19 protein-coding genes and 4 tRNA genes are annotated in these 18,879 nt (G+C 70.1%); 12 read left to right on the top strand and 11 right to left on the bottom strand.

Annotation, left to right across the window (positions count from 1 at the left end):
- Positions 1 to 91: 91 nt before the first annotated feature.
- Both FDO69_RS07360 and FDO69_RS07365 read left to right on the top strand, forming a co-directional pair.
- Positions 92 to 166, top strand: a tRNA-Asp gene (locus FDO69_RS07360).
- 363 nt (positions 167 to 529) lie between these two features.
- The gene (locus tag FDO69_RS07365) at positions 530 to 721 is read left to right on the top strand and encodes a DUF6274 family protein (RefSeq protein ID WP_104778949.1); all 192 of its coding nucleotides are present in this window, start codon (positions 530 to 532) and stop codon (positions 719 to 721) included.
- A gap of 462 nt (positions 722 to 1,183) precedes the next feature.
- On the opposite strand, the gene bldC is transcribed toward FDO69_RS07365, so the two are convergent.
- Positions 1,184 to 1,390 carry a developmental transcriptional regulator BldC gene (gene bldC, locus FDO69_RS07370; RefSeq protein WP_003949541.1) on the bottom strand — a complete coding sequence of 69 codons (207 nt, stop codon included), beginning with the start codon at positions 1,388 to 1,390 and terminating at the stop codon, positions 1,184 to 1,186.
- Between the two features lie 599 nt (positions 1,391 to 1,989).
- Entirely contained in the window at positions 1,990 to 2,835 is an 846-nt protein-coding gene (locus tag FDO69_RS07375; protein WP_104778950.1) for a DUF8083 family protein, read from the bottom strand.
- Positions 2,836 to 3,057: 222 nt separating this feature from the next.
- Here FDO69_RS07375 and FDO69_RS07380 point away from each other — a divergent pair, with 222 nt between their 5' ends.
- Both FDO69_RS07380 and FDO69_RS07385 read left to right on the top strand, forming a co-directional pair.
- Positions 3,058 to 4,164 (top strand): Leu/Phe/Val dehydrogenase, encoded by a 1,107-nt coding sequence (locus FDO69_RS07380; protein ID WP_104778951.1) that lies wholly within the window; start codon positions 3,058 to 3,060, stop codon positions 4,162 to 4,164.
- 318 nt (positions 4,165 to 4,482) lie between these two features.
- A complete protein-coding gene (locus FDO69_RS07385) occupies positions 4,483 to 4,737 on the top strand; it encodes a DUF3073 domain-containing protein (RefSeq protein ID WP_104778952.1) in 255 nt (84 codons plus the stop codon).
- 83 nt (positions 4,738 to 4,820) lie between these two features.
- On the opposite strand, the gene purM is transcribed toward FDO69_RS07385, so the two are convergent.
- The 9 genes from purM to purS form a co-directional block, all read right to left on the bottom strand.
- The gene (gene purM / locus FDO69_RS07390; protein ID WP_104778953.1) at positions 4,821 to 5,888 is read right to left on the bottom strand and encodes a phosphoribosylformylglycinamidine cyclo-ligase; all 1,068 of its coding nucleotides are present in this window, start codon (positions 5,886 to 5,888) and stop codon (positions 4,821 to 4,823) included.
- 59 nt (positions 5,889 to 5,947) lie between these two features.
- On the bottom strand, positions 5,948 to 7,477 hold the full coding sequence (purF, locus tag FDO69_RS07395) for an amidophosphoribosyltransferase (RefSeq protein ID WP_104778954.1): 1,530 nt from the start codon (positions 7,475 to 7,477) through the stop codon (positions 5,948 to 5,950).
- Between the two features lie 63 nt (positions 7,478 to 7,540).
- Positions 7,541 to 8,314, bottom strand: coding sequence for an META domain-containing protein (locus tag FDO69_RS07400; RefSeq protein WP_104778955.1), 774 nt, complete (start codon positions 8,312 to 8,314; stop codon positions 7,541 to 7,543).
- 37 nt (positions 8,315 to 8,351) lie between these two features.
- Positions 8,352 to 9,149 carry a maleylpyruvate isomerase family mycothiol-dependent enzyme gene (locus FDO69_RS07405; RefSeq protein ID WP_104778956.1) on the bottom strand — a complete coding sequence of 266 codons (798 nt, stop codon included), beginning with the start codon at positions 9,147 to 9,149 and terminating at the stop codon, positions 8,352 to 8,354.
- A 5-nt stretch (positions 9,150 to 9,154) separates the two neighbouring features.
- The gene (locus tag FDO69_RS07410) at positions 9,155 to 9,991 is read right to left on the bottom strand and encodes a M23 family metallopeptidase (RefSeq protein WP_104778957.1); all 837 of its coding nucleotides are present in this window, start codon (positions 9,989 to 9,991) and stop codon (positions 9,155 to 9,157) included.
- 16 nt (positions 9,992 to 10,007) lie between these two features.
- The gene (locus FDO69_RS07415; RefSeq protein ID WP_104778958.1) at positions 10,008 to 10,508 is read right to left on the bottom strand and encodes an ArsR/SmtB family transcription factor; all 501 of its coding nucleotides are present in this window, start codon (positions 10,506 to 10,508) and stop codon (positions 10,008 to 10,010) included.
- Between the two features lie 125 nt (positions 10,509 to 10,633).
- Complete coding sequence (purL, locus tag FDO69_RS07420; protein WP_104778959.1) at positions 10,634 to 12,892, bottom strand: phosphoribosylformylglycinamidine synthase subunit PurL; 2,259 nt, start codon at positions 12,890 to 12,892, stop codon at positions 10,634 to 10,636.
- Positions 12,889 to 13,569, bottom strand: coding sequence for a phosphoribosylformylglycinamidine synthase subunit PurQ (gene purQ, locus FDO69_RS07425; protein ID WP_104778960.1), 681 nt, complete (start codon positions 13,567 to 13,569; stop codon positions 12,889 to 12,891). Before purQ ends, purL begins: the two co-directional genes overlap by 4 nt.
- The gene (gene purS, locus FDO69_RS07430; RefSeq protein WP_053669986.1) at positions 13,566 to 13,829 is read right to left on the bottom strand and encodes a phosphoribosylformylglycinamidine synthase subunit PurS; all 264 of its coding nucleotides are present in this window, start codon (positions 13,827 to 13,829) and stop codon (positions 13,566 to 13,568) included. The genes purQ and purS overlap by 4 nt, the downstream gene beginning before the upstream one ends.
- Positions 13,830 to 14,096: 267 nt before the next feature.
- Here purS and FDO69_RS07435 point away from each other — a divergent pair, with 267 nt between their 5' ends.
- From FDO69_RS07435 to FDO69_RS07470, 8 genes are all read left to right on the top strand, one after another.
- Complete coding sequence (locus FDO69_RS07435; protein ID WP_104779267.1) at positions 14,097 to 14,414, top strand: histone-like nucleoid-structuring protein Lsr2; 318 nt, start codon at positions 14,097 to 14,099, stop codon at positions 14,412 to 14,414.
- A gap of 134 nt (positions 14,415 to 14,548) precedes the next feature.
- Positions 14,549 to 14,620: transfer RNA gene (locus tag FDO69_RS07440), tRNA-Gly, on the top strand.
- An 81-nt stretch (positions 14,621 to 14,701) separates the two neighbouring features.
- A tRNA-Gly gene (locus FDO69_RS07445) sits at positions 14,702 to 14,774 on the top strand.
- A gap of 138 nt (positions 14,775 to 14,912) precedes the next feature.
- The gene (locus FDO69_RS07450) at positions 14,913 to 15,884 is read left to right on the top strand and encodes an ABC transporter ATP-binding protein (protein WP_104778961.1); all 972 of its coding nucleotides are present in this window, start codon (positions 14,913 to 14,915) and stop codon (positions 15,882 to 15,884) included.
- Positions 15,881 to 16,684 carry an ABC transporter permease gene (locus FDO69_RS07455; RefSeq protein ID WP_104778962.1) on the top strand — a complete coding sequence of 268 codons (804 nt, stop codon included), beginning with the start codon at positions 15,881 to 15,883 and terminating at the stop codon, positions 16,682 to 16,684. The genes FDO69_RS07450 and FDO69_RS07455 overlap by 4 nt, the downstream gene beginning before the upstream one ends.
- A 173-nt stretch (positions 16,685 to 16,857) precedes the next feature.
- Complete coding sequence (locus FDO69_RS07460) at positions 16,858 to 18,141, top strand: sensor histidine kinase (RefSeq protein WP_104778963.1); 1,284 nt, start codon at positions 16,858 to 16,860, stop codon at positions 18,139 to 18,141.
- Positions 18,138 to 18,758: a response regulator transcription factor gene (locus FDO69_RS07465; protein WP_104778964.1), complete on the top strand. Its 621-nt coding sequence runs from the start codon at positions 18,138 to 18,140 to the stop codon at positions 18,756 to 18,758. Before FDO69_RS07460 ends, FDO69_RS07465 begins: the two co-directional genes overlap by 4 nt.
- Positions 18,759 to 18,780: 22 nt before the next feature.
- A tRNA-Gly gene (locus FDO69_RS07470) sits at positions 18,781 to 18,856 on the top strand.
- The last annotated feature ends 23 nt before the right edge of the window (positions 18,857 to 18,879 follow it).

Consider the following 18,879-nt stretch of genomic DNA (forward strand, 5'->3'; position numbering starts at 1 on the left):
GGCCCGGCACGCTGGGTGAGTTCGACCCTGGGCTCACCCTCCTGTACAGTCTCTTCTCGCAGCGCAACGCACGAATAGCGCCGCGAAACCTGGTCCTGTGGAGCAGTTTGGAGTGCTCGCCACCCTGTCAAGGTGGAGGCCGCGGGTTCAAATCCCGTCAGGACCGCAGTGCGACATGAGGGCCCGCCCCCGTAAGGGTGCGGGCTCTTACGCGTCCCCCTACCCGTCCGTGCCCCTCGCCACCGCGTCGAGGTGGAGGCCGCGCCCGCGGCGCAGCCGCGATCGGGTACAGCACATCCCGTCAGGACCGCAGAGAAAGAGCCCGGATCTTCGGATCCGGGCTCTTTGCGTTGCGCCCGGGCCTTCCGGGCCGGCCTCTTCCCGCGCCCGGGCCGTCGGGTCCGGACCTTATGTGCGCGCTGACCTCCGCACACAGCCCCGGGCCCCCACACGCCGTCTTGACGCCCCCTCATTCCCTCGGTACCCCAGAACCAGGGCCGTTCCCCGTACGGCCTCCTGGAGGTGGCGTATGGCGGCAGCGGCCAGGCACGAGACGCGGGCCCTGCTCCGCGCGCACCTGTCGGCCGCGTCGTCGTACCGGCACCTCACACGGCACTGCCCGATCTGCCACCGGCTGCTGCGGCTGGCGATGGAGTCCGCGCCGCACACCGCCCGGACCGCGGCGCCGCCCCGGGAGGACGAGAGCCCGGCACCGGCTTGATCCACGAGCGGTCTCAACACCCGTACGCACGCGGGCTGCTGGAGCAGGGAGGCTTCTTTACCTCACTCGAGGCGGAGCTAACAAGCCGCTTGGTATGTGACGGGTGTCACCGCATGAGTTTCGGAAAGTGGGTTACTTACACCCCGCCTACAAAGGGTCAATTTAATATGTGCAATTGCACCCTGCCCGGGGTGCCGCGCACGGGGGATCCGACACCCCTCCCCAGGCTCCTACAAGGCCGCTCACAGCCGGATCGGCAGAACCGTCGTGGGCGCACAAAAAAGATCGCGCTGGACCCGGCGGAGTCCAGCGCGATCGACGACGCACCCTGTTGCATGCCTGAGAAGCTCTGACCGGCGTGGGCGGGGGGCCTGTTGGGGCAGGACCCGCGTCGTGTGGAGCTGTGGTTCCGGGCGCCGCGACCAGTGGGGGACCAGCCGGTTTGCCCGGTTATTCAGTTGTTCAGGCCTCGCTGCGCTGCTGCGGGATACCCGCGAGCAGAGCGCGGACCTCGGCCTCGCGGTAGCGCCGATGCCCGCCGAGCGTGCGGATCGACGTGAGCTTGCCGGCCTTCGCCCACCGCGTGACCGTCTTCGGGTCCACACGGAACATGGTGGCGACCTCAGCCGGGGTCAGCAGCGGCTCGGCATCAGGGGTGCGAGCGGTCATGAGCGGCCTCCTCGGGAGAACCGAACCTTCTCGGTTCTTTCCTCTAAATTCTGCACCTTGACCCGCGTTGCCCGAAATGGCGGACGCGAGTCGAGTCGGTTATAGGACGAACGGCTTGTCCTCGGCACTACAACTACACCATCTGTCCAGCCGCGTCGGCCAAACCGATGGAATTGCCCCTCCAGGTGTTCATCAGCGACGGAAGCCGATGGACCATGCCATAGCGGACAGTCACACCGCTGTGACGATCAGTCACAGCGTGATCAGGAAGTCACCAGACCCCCCAAAGCGTGCAATGCTGAGATTCCGCCCATAGTGCAGCACCATGGGACGGAAGGAGCCCTCCCCGGACTCCTTGTCCTATTTTGGCATGAGGAGGGGCAAGGGACGCAAGAGCCTCGTACGTGTAGTCCGTCACGCTTGGCCTACTTGAGAGGTCTGCCCGGATCGGGTCCTACGTCCCTTGTTGACGAAGCCTCAGGAGACGCACGGCCCGCTTCAGGAACTCGGTGCGAGGACGAAACCCCAAATCGGGCGGTTCGTCAAACGTCAGTTCGTGACCGGATGCGAGCGGTGTGTACGGACATCAAGGTCAGGGGTCAGTTGGCCGACCGCAGATCCCGCACCGAGCGCCAGCGCTCCACGAGCCGGGCGTACGCCTTCCCCGCGGCCTCCCCGTCGCCCCTGCGCAGGGCGGCGATGCCCTCGGCCACGTCCGCGGCCGAATGATCGTCCTCCAGGGCCCCCGCCGGCAGCGCGTGCACCAGGCCGCCGTAGTCCAGCTCCACGAGGGAGCGCGGGTGGAACTCCTCGAGCCAGCGCCCGACGTCCATCAGGCCGTCGATCAGCGGCCCCTCGTCCATGGCCTCCTTCAGGGCGCGCAGCCCCCGGGCCACGCGCCGGCGGGCCTGGACCATGGGGGTGCGGTAGCGCAGCACCGGCGGGCCGCCGACCGAGGCGCCGCTGTCGTACTCGCGCTCCTCGTCGGAGACCAGCACGAACCAGTTGATCGGCACCTGCCAGGTGGCCGTGCGGATCCACGGCCGGGCGTCCGGGTTGATCGCCAGCCAGCGCTCGTAGTCCTGGGCCGCCTGGCGCCGCAGGACCGGGGGCAGGACCGCGTCCATGACCGGAGGGGGGAGCTCCTCGGAGAGCTCGTCCAGGGCCAGCCAGCCACGCAGCCGGGTGCGCCAGGGGCAGACACAGACGACGCCGTCGACATCGAGTACGAAGGCGTCCTCGCTCTCGTGCACCGGCACCGGGACCGGCGGGACGGGCGCCAAGTCGGCCAGCGCACGGCGGAGTTCGTCCTGGTAGGTGGGACGGTCGGCACGGCGGGCGTAGCGTGCCCACTGGCTGCGCTCCGGCTCGGGGAAGGCGGCCAGCGGTTCGTACACGCGCAGATAGGTCGCGTAGGGGACGATCACCGAGGTCACCTTGGGCACGCCTGCTCCCTCCCCCGCGCACCGCCGCGAAAACCTGCGGAACCCACTCACGATCGCGCGGGAAATCTATGCAAATCGTCGCACGGGTGTACTCCGGTCGGAGGTGATCCTGTGCACTGTGCGGTCGGCGGGCCCGCCAGGCTCTAATCTCATGCTCAACAGTCCCCGCCACCCGCACGAGGGCTGGTCTCCACCCGCCGCACCTACTCAGGAGTCACCACAGTGACCGACGTAACCGGCGCACCTGCTGATGTACTGCACACCCTGTTCCACTCGGACCAGGGCGGACATGAGCAAGTCGTGCTCTGCCAGGACCGCGCGAGCGGCCTCAAGGCCGTCATCGCCCTCCACTCCACCGCCCTGGGCCCCGCGCTCGGCGGTACGCGCTTCTACCCGTACGCGAACGAGGCCGAGGCCGTCGCCGACGCGCTGAACCTCGCCCGCGGGATGTCGTACAAGAACGCCATGGCCGGTCTCGACCACGGCGGCGGCAAGGCCGTGATCATCGGCGACCCGGAGAAGATCAAGAGCGACGAGCTGCTCCTCGCCTACGGCCGGTTCGTGGCCTCGCTCGGCGGCCGGTACGTCACCGCCTGCGACGTCGGCACGTATGTCGCCGACATGGATGTCGTGGCCCGCGAGTGCCGCTGGACGACCGGCCGCTCCCCCGAGAACGGCGGCGCCGGTGACTCCTCCGTCCTCACCGCCTACGGCGTCTACCAGGGCATGCGCGCCTCCGCGCAGCACCTGTGGGGCGACCCCTCGCTGCGGGGCAGGCGGGTCGGCATCGCCGGTGTCGGCAAGGTCGGCCACCACCTGGTGGAGCACCTGCGTGCGGAAGGCGCCGAGGTCGTCATCACGGACGTGCGCGAGGACGCCGTGGGCCGGATCCTCGCCGCGCACCCGACGGGCGTCACGGCCGTCGCCGACACCGCGACCCTGATCCGCGCCGAGGGCCTCGACATCTACGCCCCTTGCGCGCTCGGCGGTGCCCTGAACGACGACACCGTGCCGGCGCTGACCGCCAAGGTGGTCTGCGGCGCCGCCAACAACCAGCTCGCCCACCCGGGCGTGGAGAAGGACCTCGCCGACCGCGGGATCCTCTACGCGCCGGACTACGTGGTCAACGCCGGCGGCGTCATCCAGGTCGCCGACGAGCTGCACGGCTTCGACTTCGAGCGGTGCAAGGCGAAGGCGTCGAAGATCTTCGACACCACGCTGGCCATATTCGCACGTGCGAAGGAGGACGGCATTCCGCCGGCCGCGGCGGCCGACCGGATCGCCGAGCAGCGGATGCACGACGCGGCCCTGGCCCGCCGGGCGCGCTGACTCCGGGCGCTACGGGACTGATCCACGGAGTTTCGTACGTTTGGCCGGTACCCGTCGGTGGGCAGTTAGAGAGAACTCTCACTTCTACCGGCGGGTCGACCGCCGATAAGTGGTTAAAATCGCGGTTGACCAGCGAGGACGGGGCGCCTCGAAGGTTCTGGGCGCGGGCACGTCATGCGGGCGACGTACCGTATGGGCGCGGGCTCAGGTACCGTGGAAGCCCTACGGACCGGTCTCTCCGCGGAGAGTCCGTGCCGGACCATGAACGCGTGTCAAGACTCTGGGGCCGTCGAGCCCCGTCGTTGAGGGGGTCGAGCCATGGGGCGCGGCCGGGCCAAGGCCAAGCAGACGAAGGTCGCCCGCCAGCTGAAGTACAACAGCGGTGGGACTGACCTCTCACGCCTGGCCGAGGAGCTGGGTGCATCGCCTTCGAATCCGCAGCCGCCTAACGGCGCGCCGCCAATCGAAGACGATGATCAGGACGACGACCTGTACGCACGGTACGCCGACCTCTATGAGGACGACGACGAGGACGAGGACGACCAGTCCTCGCAGCATCGTCGCGGCGCTTGACCCTGCACTAGAGCACTAACCCGGTCGGTGACTCCGGTCACCGACCGGGTTCTGTGCTGCCTGCAGGGCCATGACCCCGTGTCTCAGCTCGCGTAGTCACCGATCAGGGCGGCACCGGTGGGGTGCTCGCCCCGGTCCGTGATCTCTCCGGCCACCCAGGCGTCCACGCCACGGTCGGCGAGGGTCGCCAGGGCCACGTCCACGGACTCCTGCGGCACGATCGCGATCATGCCGACGCCCATGTTCAGGGTCTTCTCGAGCTCCAGGCGCTCGACGCTGCCCGTGCGGCCGACCAGGTCGAAGATCGGGGCCGGGGTCCAGGTGGAGCGGTCCACGATCGCGTGCAGGTCGTCGGGGATGACCCGGGCGAGGTTGGCCGCGAGGCCGCCGCCGGTGATGTGGCTGAAAGCGTGCACCTCGGTGGTGCGCATCAGGGCCAGGCAGTCCAGCGAGTAGATCTTGGTGGGCTCCAGCAGCTCCTCGCCGAGGGTCCGGCCGAGCTCCTCGATGTGCGCGTCCAGCGCCAGGCCCGCCTGGTTCAGCAGGACGTGGCGGACGAGGGAGTACCCGTTCGAGTGAAGCCCGGAGGACGCCATGGCGATCACCGCGTCACCCGTCCGGATGCGATCCGCGCCGAGCAGCCGGTCGGCCTCCACGACGCCCGTACCGGCGCCGGCGACGTCGAAGTCGTCCTCGCCCAGCAGGCCCGGGTGCTCGGCCGTCTCGCCGCCGACCAGGGCGCATCCGGCCAGTACACAGCCCTCGGCGATGCCCTTGACGATGGCGGCGACCCGCTCGGGGTGGACCTTGCCGACGCAGATGTAGTCGGTCATGAACAGCGGCTCGGCGCCGCAGACCACGATGTCGTCCATGACCATGGCGACCAGGTCGTGGCCGATGCTGTCGTAGACGCCCAGCTGCCGGGCGATGTCGACCTTGGTGCCGACGCCGTCCGTGGCGGAGGCGAGCAGCGGCCGCTCGTAGTTCTTCAGGGCGGAGGCGTCGAAGAGGCCGGCGAAGCCGCCGAGGCCGCCGAGGACCTCGGGGCGCTGGGCCTTCTTCACCCACTCCTTCATCAGTTCGACGGCGCGGTCGCCCGCTTCGATGTCGACGCCCGCGGCTGCGTAGCTGGCACCAGTTGTGTCAGGCATGACGATGAGAACCTTCGTGTTGTACGGCAGGCGTTTTTAAAAAGGCCAGCACGGGCCGTCTACGGGCGGCGGATCGCGTCGGCGGCGGCCGTGGCGGCCGGGCCGGCGGCCAGCTCCGTCTCCAGCAGCTGCTTGCCGAGCAGCTCGGGGTCCGGGAGCTCCATCGGGTACTCGCCGTCGAAGCAGGCGCGGCAGAGGTTCGGCTTGGCGATGGTGGTCGCCTCGATCATGCCGTCGATGGAGATGTAGGCCAGGGAGTCGGCGCCCAGTGAGGTGCCGATCTCGTCGATCGTCATGCCGTTGGCGATGAGCTCGGCGCGGGTGGCGAAGTCGATGCCGAAGAAGCAGGGCCACTTCACCGGCGGCGAGGAGATCCGGATGTGGACCTCGGCGGCGCCCGCCTCGCGGAGCATGCGGACCAGGGCCCGCTGGGTGTTGCCGCGCACGATCGAGTCGTCGACGACGACCAGGCGCTTGCCCTTGATGACTTCCTTCAGCGGGTTCAGCTTCAGGCGGATGCCCAGCTGGCGGATCGTCTGCGAGGGCTGGATGAACGTCCGGCCGACGTAGGCGTTCTTCACCAGGCCGGCGCCGAACGGGATGCCCGAGGCCTCCGCGTAACCGATGGCGGCGGGGGTGCCGGACTCCGGCGTCGCTATCACCAGGTCGGCCTCGACCGGGGCCTCCTTCGCCAGCTTGCGGCCCATCTCCACACGGGAGAGGTACACGTTCCGGCCGGCGATGTCGGTGTCGGGGCGGGCCAGGTACACGTACTCGAAGACACAGCCCTTGGGCTTCGCGTCCGCGAATCGTGAGGTCCGCAGGCCGTTCTCGTCGATGGCGACGAACTCGCCCGGCTCGATCTCGCGGACGTAACTGGCGCCGCAGATGTCGAGGGCCGCGGACTCGGAGGCGACGACCCAGCCGCGCTCCAGCCGGCCGAGGACCAGCGGGCGGATGCCCTGCGGGTCGCGGGCCGCGTACAGGGTGTGCTCGTCCATGAAGACGAGCGAGAACGCGCCCTTGACCTCCGGGAGGACCGCGTGAGCGGCCTCCTCGATGGTCAGCGGCTTGTCGTCCTCGTCGACCTGGGCCGCCAGGAGCGCGGTGAGCAGGTCGGTGTCGTTGGTCGCCGCGACGCGCGGGGTGCGCCCGCCTTCCTGCTTGGGCAGGTCGGCGACCATCTCGGCGAGCTGGGCGGTGTTGACGAGATTGCCGTTGTGGCCGAGCGCGATGGATCCGTGTCCGGTCGCGCGGAAGGTCGGCTGGGCGTTCTCCCAGACGGAGGCACCGGTGGTCGAGTAGCGGGCGTGACCGACCGCGATGTGACCCTGGAGCGAACCGAGGGAGGTCTCGTCGAAGACCTGGGAAACCAGGCCCATGTCCTTGAAGACGAGGATCTGTGAGCCGTTGCTGACCGCGATTCCCGCGGATTCCTGGCCTCGATGCTGGAGGGCGTAGAGCCCGAAGTACGTGAGCTTGGCGACCTCTTCGCCCGGAGCCCAGACACCGAAGACGCCACAAGCGTCCTGGGGGCCCTTCTCACCGGGGAGCAGGTCGTGGTTGAGTCGTCCGTCACCACGTGGCACGCCACCGAGTGTAGGCGAGGTCGACCACTGGTCCGAATTGGGGATACCGGACTTTCCGGTGGATCACCGCTCGGCGACCGCTCGCACGCTCGTCCCGTTTTCGCTGGTCAGCGTGAGGGTTTGGTGATCGACTCCGTACTTCAGCTTTCCGTCGAAAAGACGCAGCAGCTTCTTCTCGTCGTCCATGAGTGAGTCTTCGCACATCATTCGGGTCGTGGCCGGAGGGCCGAGGGTGATATGGCCGTCGCGGACCGTGGCCTTGGCGTTCACCTTGTTGCAGCCGAGCCTGCCGGAGACGGTGCCCTTCTTCTCGTCGAAGGTGAGGTGGGCCCGGCCGTCGGCGCTCGGGGTCGTGACGGTCCACTTGGTGCCGGCCAGCGGGGCGTCCCCCGCCTTGGTCAGGCGGACGGTGTCGCCCTGGCCGGTGGTCAGGGTGAGCCGGTCGTCGTCCGTCTTCGCCGTCAGCTCCTGGTCCGAGAAGGCCTTCGCAAGGGTCGTCTCGAACGCGACGGGCGTGCCCTCGCAGGCCATCTCGGTGGCCCTGGTCTTGCCGAGCCGGACGCGGTCGCCGTCGACCGTGGCCTCGGCGCTGAAGTTGTTGCAGCCGAGGCTGCCTTCGGCCCGGCCCTTGTCGATGGTCACGTGGGCGCCGGCCGGGGCCTTCTGCGTCCTGCCGTCCGCGGTGACGCTGTCCACGTTCCACCGCACACCGGTGATCGGCTTGTCGGCACCGACCGAGCCGCTGCCGCTGCCCGCCTTCTCGCTGCCACAGGCCGCCAGGAGCGGGACGAGCATGGCGGCGGCCGTCAGGGTCATGCGCTGCTTCTGCCTGTCCATGCCCCTTCGACGGGGGACCCGGGGGGATCGGTTCCCCTTAGCCCATCAGGGGCAGGCAGGCCGACAGGTCCGCCCGCTCCCCACTGGCGCTGACCTTGGCGTCCTGGAGCGCCGCCGCCCATGTGACCCGTCCGGTCGCCAGCCGGATCCAGGTCAGCGGGTCCGTCTCGACGACGTTGGGCGGGGTGCCCCGGGTGTGCCTCGGCCCCTCCAGGCACTGCACCACCGCGTACGGCGGCACCCGTACCTCCGTGGACCCGCCGGGCGCCTTCGCGGCCAGCGCGTCGGCGAGCAGCCGGGTGCAGGCGGCCAGGGCCTGACGGTCGTAGGGGATGTCCAGGCCGGGGACGGCGGCGTTGAGGTCGTCGGTGTGGACGACGAGTTCGACGGTGCGGGTGACGAGGTAGTCGGCGAGGGGCAGGGCGCCGGTGCGGGTGGGGAGCAGGCGGGTGCCGGGGGCGTGGGCGAGGCTCTTGGTGAGGCGCTCCGCCGTGCCCGCGTAAAGGGCGTCGAGGTCGGGGTTGGCCTCGGCGAGCTGCCGGGTGTCGTCGGCGATGACGGCGGCGCGGGCGGCGGTGGCGAAGGGCCAGTCGAGCAGGGTCAGGTCCCCCTTCGCCGGTTCCTCGCGGTCGAGGTTGCGGCTGACGGTCTCCACGGCCATGGTCACGTGCGCGGCCAGTTCCCGGACCGTCCAGTCGCCGAGCCGCGTGGGCAGGGCCAGCTGCTCGGGCGTGAGGCCGGCGACAGCGGCGCGTACGTGCCCGAACTGTGCGAGCACCGCCGTACGGATCTTGCCGGGGTCGTAGCTGCGGGTGCGTTTCCTGGCCGGGGGCATGGGGGTCAGCCTAGGGCGGCGCTCGCGGAGGGTGCCTGGAAGGTCTCCCCGTTGCGTGGCACGCCGATGCCGTTCCAGGTGAAGGGCACGCCCCGGGCCGCGTCCGGGTCCGGGCCGTCCATCAGCTGGAAGTGCAGGTGTGGCTCGGAGGAGTTGCCGGAGTTGCCGCAGCGGGCGATCGGTTGTCCCGCGCGGACGCGATCGCCCTCGCGGACGGTGAGGGAGCCGCGCTGGAGGTGGGCGTAGGCGGCGAAGGTGTCGTTGCCGAGGTCGAGGACGAGGTGGTTGCCGAGGATGCGGCTGACGCCCACGACCTCGCGCACCGTCCCCTCGAGGAGCATCAGGTACAGCAGCCCGGGCAGGGAGGTCCGGCTGAGGTGGTCGCGCTGCCGGCCTCGCGCACGGACGACTGTGGCGTCGGCGACCGCCAGGACGGGGGCGCCGTAGGCCGAGAAGTCTTGGGGGCCGCGGGCGAGAGGCCACAGCCACCCGAAGGGCGGGCGGGCACCCGGCTCGGGCTCGGCCAGGATGTCGATGGCGAACGTCTGGCCGTAGCTGTGCACGCCGTGGCTGGGTGTGCGGTCGGCCGGGCTGTTCAGCGCGGACCAGCGGCCGGTGACGGGCGGAGCAACCTCGACGGGCTCGCGGGCCGCGCGAGGCCTGCCCGGGGCACCGCCCCACCGGTTCGTCAGGAGGACGACGGCGTACGCCAGGACCACCGGTGCGAAGTTCCACCACCAAGGGCCGGCCGACATGCCGAAACCCAGGTCGGCGGCCACCAGGCCGAAGAAGACCAGCCACAGAACGCGGTATGTGACCATGCCGAGCTTGCGTGCGGACATCCTGTCCCCCGGTTCTCTAAGGGCGGGTGGTCGCCACGGCCACCAGGAGCGGTACGACCCGGCCCGGCGGGACCTCGTAGCGGCCCCGGCCGGTCGTGTGGAGCCAGCCCGTGGCGGTGAGCTGGCGCAGGTGGTGGTAGATCTGACCGGTCGTGCCGACCTCGTCCAGTGCGGCGAGTTCGGCGGCGGTGCGTCGGCCGCCGAGGATCTCGCGCAGCAGCCGGAGGCGGACCGGGTGGCCGAGGGCCGCGAACGACTCGGCGGCAGTGGTCCGGTCGTCCTCCAGCAGGTCCTCGGTGAGGGCGGCCATCTGCCAGTCGTACCGCTCGCCCGTCGGGAGGCGTACGGAGCCGGTGTAGAGGACGCCGCCGTCGGCGGCCCCTGCCTCCGACAGCTGGTCCTTCAGCCCGTTCAGGGCCCAGAAATCGCTCCCGTCGATGCGGGGGCCGGTGCGCTGGGTGCCTTCCAGGGCTGCCAGACGACGTTCGAGGTCGGCGACGCGTTGTTCCAGTTCCACTCCATAGAGATTACGTAAGTGCGTAATCCCGTGCAAGGGTGAGCGCGTACCGGGTGAGCGCGTAGCGGTCCGGGCACGGCAAAGCCCCCGCCCGGCGGACCGGGCAGGGGCTTCGGGGCTGTCGCCTACTTCAGCAGCGCCGGGATCGTGCTCTCGTGTGCCTCGCGCAGCTCGGTCAGGGGGAGGGCGAACTCGCCCTGGACGTCGACCGTGTCGCCGTCGACGACACCGATGCGGGTGACCGGCAGGCCGCGCGCACCGCACATGTCGTTGAAGCGGACCTCTTCCGAGCGCGGTACGGCCACGATCGCGCGGCCCGCCGACTCGGAGAAGAGGAAGGTGAAGGCGTCCAGACCGTCCGGGACGATCAGGCGGGCGCCCTTCTCCCCGAGCAGGGCCGACTCGACGACCGCCTGGATCAGACCGCCGTCGGACAGGTCGTGCGCGGAGTCGATCATGCCGTCCCGGGAGGCGGAGATCAGGATCTCCGCCAGCAGGCGCTCGCGCTCCAGGTCGACCTTCGGGGGCAGGCCGCCGAGGTGGTCGTGCACGACCTGGGACCAGGCCGAGCCGCCGAACTCCTCACGCGTGTCGCCGAGGAGGTACAGCAGCTGGCCCTCCTCCTGGAAGGCGACCGGGGTACGGCGGGCGACGTCGTCGATGACGCCGAGGACCGCGACGACCGGGGTCGGGTGGATGGCCGCCTCGCCCGTCTGGTTGTAGAGGGAGACGTTGCCGCCGGTCACCGGCGTGCCGAGCTGCTGGCAGGCGTCGGCGAGACCGCGCACGGCCTCAGCGAACTGCCACATCACCGCCGGGTCCTCGGGCGAGCCGAAGTTCAGGCAGTCGGAGACGGCGAGCGGCTTGGCACCGGTGGTGGCGACGTTGCGGTACGCCTCCGCCAGGGCCAGCTGGGCGCCGTGGTACGGGTCGAGCTTGGCGTACCGGCCGTTGCCGTCCGTGGCGATGGCCACGCCGAGGCCGGTCTCCTCGTCGATCCGGATCATGCCGGAGTCCTCGGGCTGGGCGAGGACGGTGTTGCCCTGCACGAAGTGGTCGTACTGGCTGGTGATCCAGGACTTGGAGGCCTGGTTCGGGGAGCCGACCAGCTTCAGGACCTGGTCCTTCAGCTCCTCGGCGGTCGCCGGGCGGGGCAGCTTGTTCGCGTCGTCGGCCTGCAGCTCGTCCTGCCAGGACGGGCGGGCGTACGGGCGCTCGTAGACCGGGCCCTCGTGGGCGACCGTACGCGGGTCAACGTCGACGATCTTGCCGCCGTGCCAGTAGATCTCCAGGCGGTCGCCGTCGGTCACCTCACCGATGACGGTGGCGATGACGTCCCACTTCTCGCAGATCTCCAGGAAGCGGTCGACCTTCTCCGGCTCGACGACCGCGCACATGCGCTCCTGCGACTCGCTCATGAGGATTTCCTCGGGCGAGAGCGTGGAGTCGCGCAGGGGGACGTCGTCGAGGGTGACGCGCATGCCGCCGGAGCCGTTCGAGGCCAGCTCGCTCGTCGCGCAGGACAGGCCCGCCGCGCCGAGGTCCTGGATGCCGACGACCAGCTTCTCGGCGAAGGCCTCCAGGGTGCACTCGATGAGGAGCTTCTCCTGGAAGGGGTCGCCGACCTGCACGGCCGGGCGCTTCGAGGGCTTGGCGTCGTCGAAGGTCTCGGAGGCCAGGATCGAGGCGCCGCCGATGCCGTCGCCGCCGGTCCGGGCCCCGTACAGGATGACCTTGTTGCCCGCGCCGGACGCCTTCGCGAGGTGGATGTCCTCGTGCCGCATCACGCCGATGGCACCGGCGTTGACCAGCGGGTTGCCCTGGTAGCAGGCGTCGAAGACGACCTCGCCGCCGATGTTGGGCAGACCCAGGCAGTTGCCGTAGCCGCCGATGCCCGCGACGACGCCCGGCAGGACGCGCTTGGTGTCGGGGTGGTCGGCCGCGCCGAAGCGCAGCGGGTCGACCACGGCGACCGGGCGGGCGCCCATCGCGATGATGTCGCGCACGATGCCGCCGACACCGGTGGCCGCACCCTGGTAGGGCTCGACGTACGACGGGTGGTTGTGCGACTCGACCTTGAAGGTGACCGCGTAGCCCTGGCCGACGTCGACGACACCGGCGTTCTCGCCGATGCCGACGAGCATCGCGTCGGACTGGGGGGCCTTCTCGCCGAACTGGCGCAGGTGGACCTTGCTGCTCTTGTACGAGCAGTGCTCCGACCACATCACCGAGTACATGGCCAGCTCGGCCCCGGTGGGCCGGCGGCCGAGGATCTCCACGACCCGCTCGTACTCGTCCTTCTTCAGGCCCAGTTCGGCCCAGGGCAGCTCGACGTCGGGGGTCGCGGCCGCGTGCTCGACCGTGTCCAGAGGCGTCCGGCTCATGCGTTGACCAGCTTCTTGAGGATCGAGGTGAAGAACGGCAGACCGTCGGTACGACCCGTACCGATCAGCGGCTCCACGGCGTGCTCGGGGTGCGGCATGAGGCCGACCACGTTTCCGGCCTCGTTGGTGACGCCGGCGATGTCCCGCTGCGAGCCGTTGGGGTTGAAGTCCAGGTACCGGAAGGCGACGCGGCCCTCGGCCTCCAGCTGGTCGAGCGTGTACGCGTCGGCGACGTACTGCCCGTCGTTGTTCTTCAGCGGGATGTGGATCTCCTGGCCGGCCGTGTAGTCGGTGGTCCAGGAGGTCTCGGCGTTCTCCACGCGCAGCTTCTGGTCACGGCAGATGAAGTGCAGGTGGTTGTTGCGCAGCATCGTGCCCGGCAGCAGGTGGGCCTCGGCGAGGATCTGGAAGCCGTTGCAGATGCCGAGCACCGGCAGACCGGCCTTCGCCTGCTCCAGCAGGGGCTCCATCACCGGCGAGAAACGGGCGATGGCCCCGGCGCGCAGATAGTCGCCGTAGGAGAAACCACCGCACAGCACCACGGCGTCGACCTGCTTGAGGTCCTTGTCCTTGTGCCAGAGGGCGACCGGCTCGGCACCGGCGACGCGGATCGCGCGCTGGGTGTCACGGTCGTCCAGACTGCCGGGAAAAGTGACGACGCCAATACGAGCGGTCACTTCGCGGCCTCCGCGACTTCCTCGACCCGGATCGTGAAGTCCTCGATCACGGTGTTTGCGAGGAAGGACTCCGCAAGATCATGAATGCGGGCGAGGGCGGCCTCGTCGACCGGCCCGTCAACTTCCAGTTCGAAACGCTTTCCCTGGCGGACGTCCGAGATCCCCTCGAAACCCAGCCGCGGCAGTGCGCGCTGCACCGCCTGGCCCTGGGGGTCGAGGATCTCCGGCTTGAGCATGACGTCGACTACGACGCGTGCCACTGGCACTCCCGGTGTGTGGTGCTGAGCAGGTTCCTTCAGACTACCCGTACAAAATTTCTACGCGCGTTGACTTGGAGGAAACTACGTGACCGTCATCACGATCCTGCATCGACGGACCCGCACGGGAAGTTTTCGGGAAAGATTCCGGATCGACACCCGAAACCTATTGCCTTCGGACACGTGGAAGGATTTAGTCGGGCTTCACAATGCATTGCCAGGCACGGTACAAATGAATTGGCATAGTGCCGCATGAAGGGACCGATATTCGTGGCGCAGAAGGTCGTGGTCACTCTCTCTGACGACATCGACGGCTCGGAAGCGGCGGAAACGATCGCCTTCGGACTGGACGGCAAGTCGTACGAGATCGACCTGAGCGAAGGCAACGCCGGAGAACTGCGGAAGGCGCTCGCGCCCTACGTCGAGGCCGGCCGCAAGCGGTCCCGCTCGGGCAAGGCGTACCGGCAGACGGAGGTCGCCCCCGACCCGTCGGCCGTGCGCGCCTGGGCGCAGGCCAACAAGATGGACGTCCCCGCGCGCGGGCGCATCCCCAAGAGGGTCTACGAGGCGTTCACCGCCGCCCAGTGACGGTCCGTCGAGCCCGGACCGATGCCCGGTCACCCGCCCCTCGCGGCAGCCGACTTGCGCAGCACCCCGGCTGATCAGCTAGAGTCTGGAGCACGCCGAGGGGCAAGGCCGAAAGGCCCAGCTCACGGAGATATGCGGGTGTAGTTCAGTAGTAGAACATCCCCCTTCCAGGGGGAAGGCGCAGTGTGCGATTCCTGTCACCCGCTCTGCATCGCCATACCGACCACCGTTGTGGATCAGGTAGGCTGGTGCCCGCACCGATCAGTGCAAGCTGGTCGGGAGCATGTGCGGACGTAGCTCAGTTGGTAGAGCGCAACCTTGCCAAGGTTGAGGTCGCGAGTTCGAGCCTCGTCGTCCGCTCGGAAATGAAGGCCCCGGTCCATCAGGACCGGGGCCTTCATCGTGTTCCGCCCGCACCTTTCGGCTTCTGACATTTGTCATGCCGAGTGATGACAGCGCGCACTGCTTCCGAGCCCGCACGGCCGGGACGCTTGAATCATGGAAACCAACGGACACGAACACGTGATTGAGGTCACTGACCTGCGACGTGTGTACGGGGGCGGGTTCGAGGCGGTACGCGGAATCAGCTTTTCCGTCCGACGCGGCGAGATCTTCGCGCTGCTCGGTACCAACGGCGCGGGCAAGACGTCGACCGTCGAACTCCTGGAGGGACTCGCGCGGCCGGCCGGCGGGCGGGTGCGGGTCCTCGGGCACGACCCGTACACCGACCGGGCCGCCGTACGGCCCCGGACCGGCGTCATGCTGCAGGAAGGCGGCTTCCCCTCCGAACTCACCGTCGCGGAGACCGCGCGCATGTGGTCGGGATGCGTGAGCGGGGCACGGCCGCCGGCGGAGGTACTGGCGCTGGTCGGCCTGGAGACGAAGGCCGGCACCCGGGTCAAGCAGCTGTCTGGCGGCCAGCGGCGCCGTCTCGACCTGGCGCTCGCTCTGCTCGGCGATCCCGAGGTGCTCTTCCTCGACGAGCCCTCCACCGGCCTCGACGCCGAAGGCCGCCGGGCCACCTGGGAGTTGGTGAGCGCGCTGCGCGACGGCGGGACGACGGTGCTGCTGACCACGCACTACCTGGAAGAGGCCGAGAACCTCGCCGACCGGCTCGCGATCATGCACGAGGGCCGAATCGCCACCAGCGGCACCCCGGCCGAGGTGACAGCCGCCGAGCCGTCGCGGATCTCCTTCGAGCTGCCCGACGGCTACCACGTCGGCGACCTGCCGCCCCTCGGCGAGCTCGGCGTGACCGGGCACGAGACCGACGGCCGCACCGTCCGGCTCCGCACCCGTGAACTGCAGCGCACCGCCACCGCACTGCTGGTGTGGGCCGAGCGGGCCCGGGTCGGGCTGCACCGCCTGGACGTGCGCTCGGCCTCCCTGGAGGAGGCGTTCCTCCACATCGCCGAGAACGTCTCCGCCGAGCAGGCCACGGGAACGACGACGAAGGAGTACGCGGCATGAGCGTCACACACCCGACGCCCCGCCCGGCGGTGGCCGCGACGACCCCGCTGAGCCGGATGACCGCGCTCGCCCGCGCCGAACTGACCCTGCTCGGGCGGACCCGGGGCGCGCTCGTGGCCGCCCTGTTCGTGCCGCTGGTGATGCCGGTCAGCGTGCGGTCGGCGGCGGAGGAGATGGACCTCGCCGGGGCGGGGCTGAGCACCGGCACGCTGGTGCTGCCCGCCGCGATCGGCTTCTCCCTGCTGTTCGCCGTCTACTCGGTGCTCGTCGGCGTGTTCGTCGTCCGGCGTGAGGAGCTCGTGCTCAAGCGGCTGCGCACCGGCGAGCTGCGGGACGCCGAGATCCTGGCCGGCTCCTCACTGCCGGCCGTCCTCACCGGGCTCGTGCAGTGCCTGCTGCTGACGGCGGGCTGCGTCGCCCTGCTGGACCTGCCCGCGCCGTCGGCACCCCATCTGGCCGTGCTCGGCCTGCTGTTGGGGTTCGTGATGTGCGCGGCCCTCGCCGCCGCCACCGCGAGTTTCACCCGGACCGGCGAGAGCGCCCAGGCCACACCCATGCCGCTGCTGCTGATCTCGATGATCGGCTCCGGCATGTTCTGGCCGCTGGAGCTGATGCCGGACCGGGTGGCCTCCTTCTGCGAGCTGCTGCCGCTGACGCCCGTCGTCACGCTGGTGCGCGGCGGCTGGACCGGCGACCTCTCCGCGTACGAGGCACTGGGCGCTCTCGCGACCGCCGTGGCCTGGATCCTCGTCGCGGTGTTTGCTGTACGGCGGTGGTTCCGCTGGGAACCACGGCGCTGACCGAAGACCGCGGTGCCGGCCGAAGACCGCGGCGTTGACCGAAGACCGCGGTGCCGGCCGAAGACCGCGGCGTTGACCGAAGATTGCGGTGCCGGCCGAAGACCGCGGCGTTGACCGAAGACCACGGTGCCGGCCGAAGACCGCGGTGCTGAACGAGGGGGAGTGACGGGCCGATGCGCATGCCGGGCAGGTGGTGGCGGAACAAGAGCACGCCGGAGAAGGTCGAGACGTACACCCGGTGGTCGTTCCACTTCTTCGCGGTGATGGAGTTCTTCTCCGTCGGGCTCACGTCCGTCCCCCCGCTCGGGGCGCGGCTCGGCGGTGCCACCATGTTGGTGGTGGCCGTGCACGCCGTCCTCTGCTTCGTGACCGTGTCCCGGGCGATCGACTGGACGCGCGGACGCAGGCCCCAGCCCACCGGACTGATGTGGACACTCGGCGCCGTTACCGCCGTGATCGCCGCCGCCGCGCTCGGCCTCGCCGAGCGCGGACCCGACCGCGAGGGCGTCGCCACCGCCGCCGGTGGCGTCTTCGGGGTGATCCTGATCTTCGGTCCCGGCATCATCGCGCTCGGCGTCCGCGACCGGCGGCGCGCGTTCGGCCTCTCGGGCGGTTTCGCGACAGGCACCGGGGTCGTGGCGTTCGCACTCGGCGCGTCCGCTCTCACGGCACTCTTCACGGCACTGATCGTGCTGGCCGGCGGCACGTTCATCGCCTTCACGGCCGTCTTCTCGGTGTGGCTGCTGAACGCCGTCTACGAGCTCGACGAGGCCCGCGAGACCCGGACCCGGCTCGCCGTCGCCGAGGAGCGGCTGAGGTTCGGGCGGGATCTGCACGACGTCATGGGGCGCAACCTCGCCGTGATCGCCCTCAAGAGCGAACTGGCCGTGCAGCTCGCCCAGCGGGGGCGGCCCGAGGCCGTGTCGCAGATGGTCGAGGTGCAGCGGCTCGCGCAGGAGTCCCAGCGGGAGGTGCGGGAGGTCGTGCGCGGCTACCGGGAGGCCGACCTCGGCTCGGAACTCGCCGGTGCGCGAGGGGTGCTGGCGGCCGCCGGCATCGACTGCACGGTCGCCGGGGTGCCCGCGGCCGGCCTGCCGCCCGCGGTGCAGTCCGCCCTGGGGTGGGTGGTCCGGGAGGCCGCGACCAACGTGCTGCGGCACGGGGACGCGCAACGGTGTGAGGTACGACTACGGGTGCTGGAGGGGCGGGTGGTGTTGTCCGTGGAGAACGACGGGGTGAGCGAGGCGGGGGCGGAGCCCGGGTCCGGACCGTCCGGCTCGGGGCTCGCCGGGCTGCGGGAGCGGCTGGCGGAGATCGACGGGACGCTGGAGGCCGGGCCCGTGGGACGAGGCCTGTTCCGGCTGACGGCGGAGGTTCCGCTGCCGTCGCCGCCCACCGCTTCCGGCGCCGCCCCGGCCGTCGCCGCCGCACGTTCTGTGAGCGAGGTCACTTCATGACGGCCGTGAAGCCCGTCCGGCTGCTGCTCGCCGACGACGAGCACCTCATCCGCGGGGCGCTCGCCGCGCTGCTGTCCCTGGAAGACGATCTCGTCGTGGTCGCCGAGGCGGCCACCGGGCCCGAGGCGCTGGCGATGGCCCGGGCGCACAAGCCCGATGTCGCCGTGCTGGATCTCCAGATGCCCGGGGCCGACGGTGTGAAGGTCGCCACATCCCTGCGGTCCGAACTGCCCGGCTGCAAGGTGCTCATCGTCACCAGCCACGGGCGGCCCGGACATCTGAAGCGGGCGCTGCAGGCCGGTGTGCGGGGGTTCGTGCCCAAGACCGTGAGCGCACAGCGGCTCGCGGAGCTCATCCGGACCGTGCACGCCGGGAACCGTTACGTCGACCCGGAGTTGGCCGCCGACGCGATCGCCGCCGGGGACTCCCCGCTGACCGCGCGGGAGGCGGAGGTCCTGGAACTGGCCGCCGACGGGGCGCCCGTCGCGGAGATCGCCGAGCGGGCCGCGCTGTCACAGGGCACCGTGCGGAACTATCTGTCGTCGGCCGTCTCGAAGCTCGGGGCGGAGAACCGGCATGCGGCGGTACGGCTCGCGCGGGAGCGAGGTTGGGTATAGTGGTTCTCGCGCCACGGCGCATGCGAACGTAGCTCAGTTGGTAGAGCGCAACCTTGCCAAGGTTGAGGTCGCGAGTTCGAACCTCGTCGTTCGCTCCATCGAGAAGCCCCCCGGTTCCGGC

It is taken from the genome of Streptomyces tibetensis (assembly GCF_007655005.1).
In the GTDB taxonomy this organism is placed as follows: domain Bacteria; phylum Actinomycetota; class Actinomycetes; order Streptomycetales; family Streptomycetaceae; genus Streptomyces; species Streptomyces tibetensis.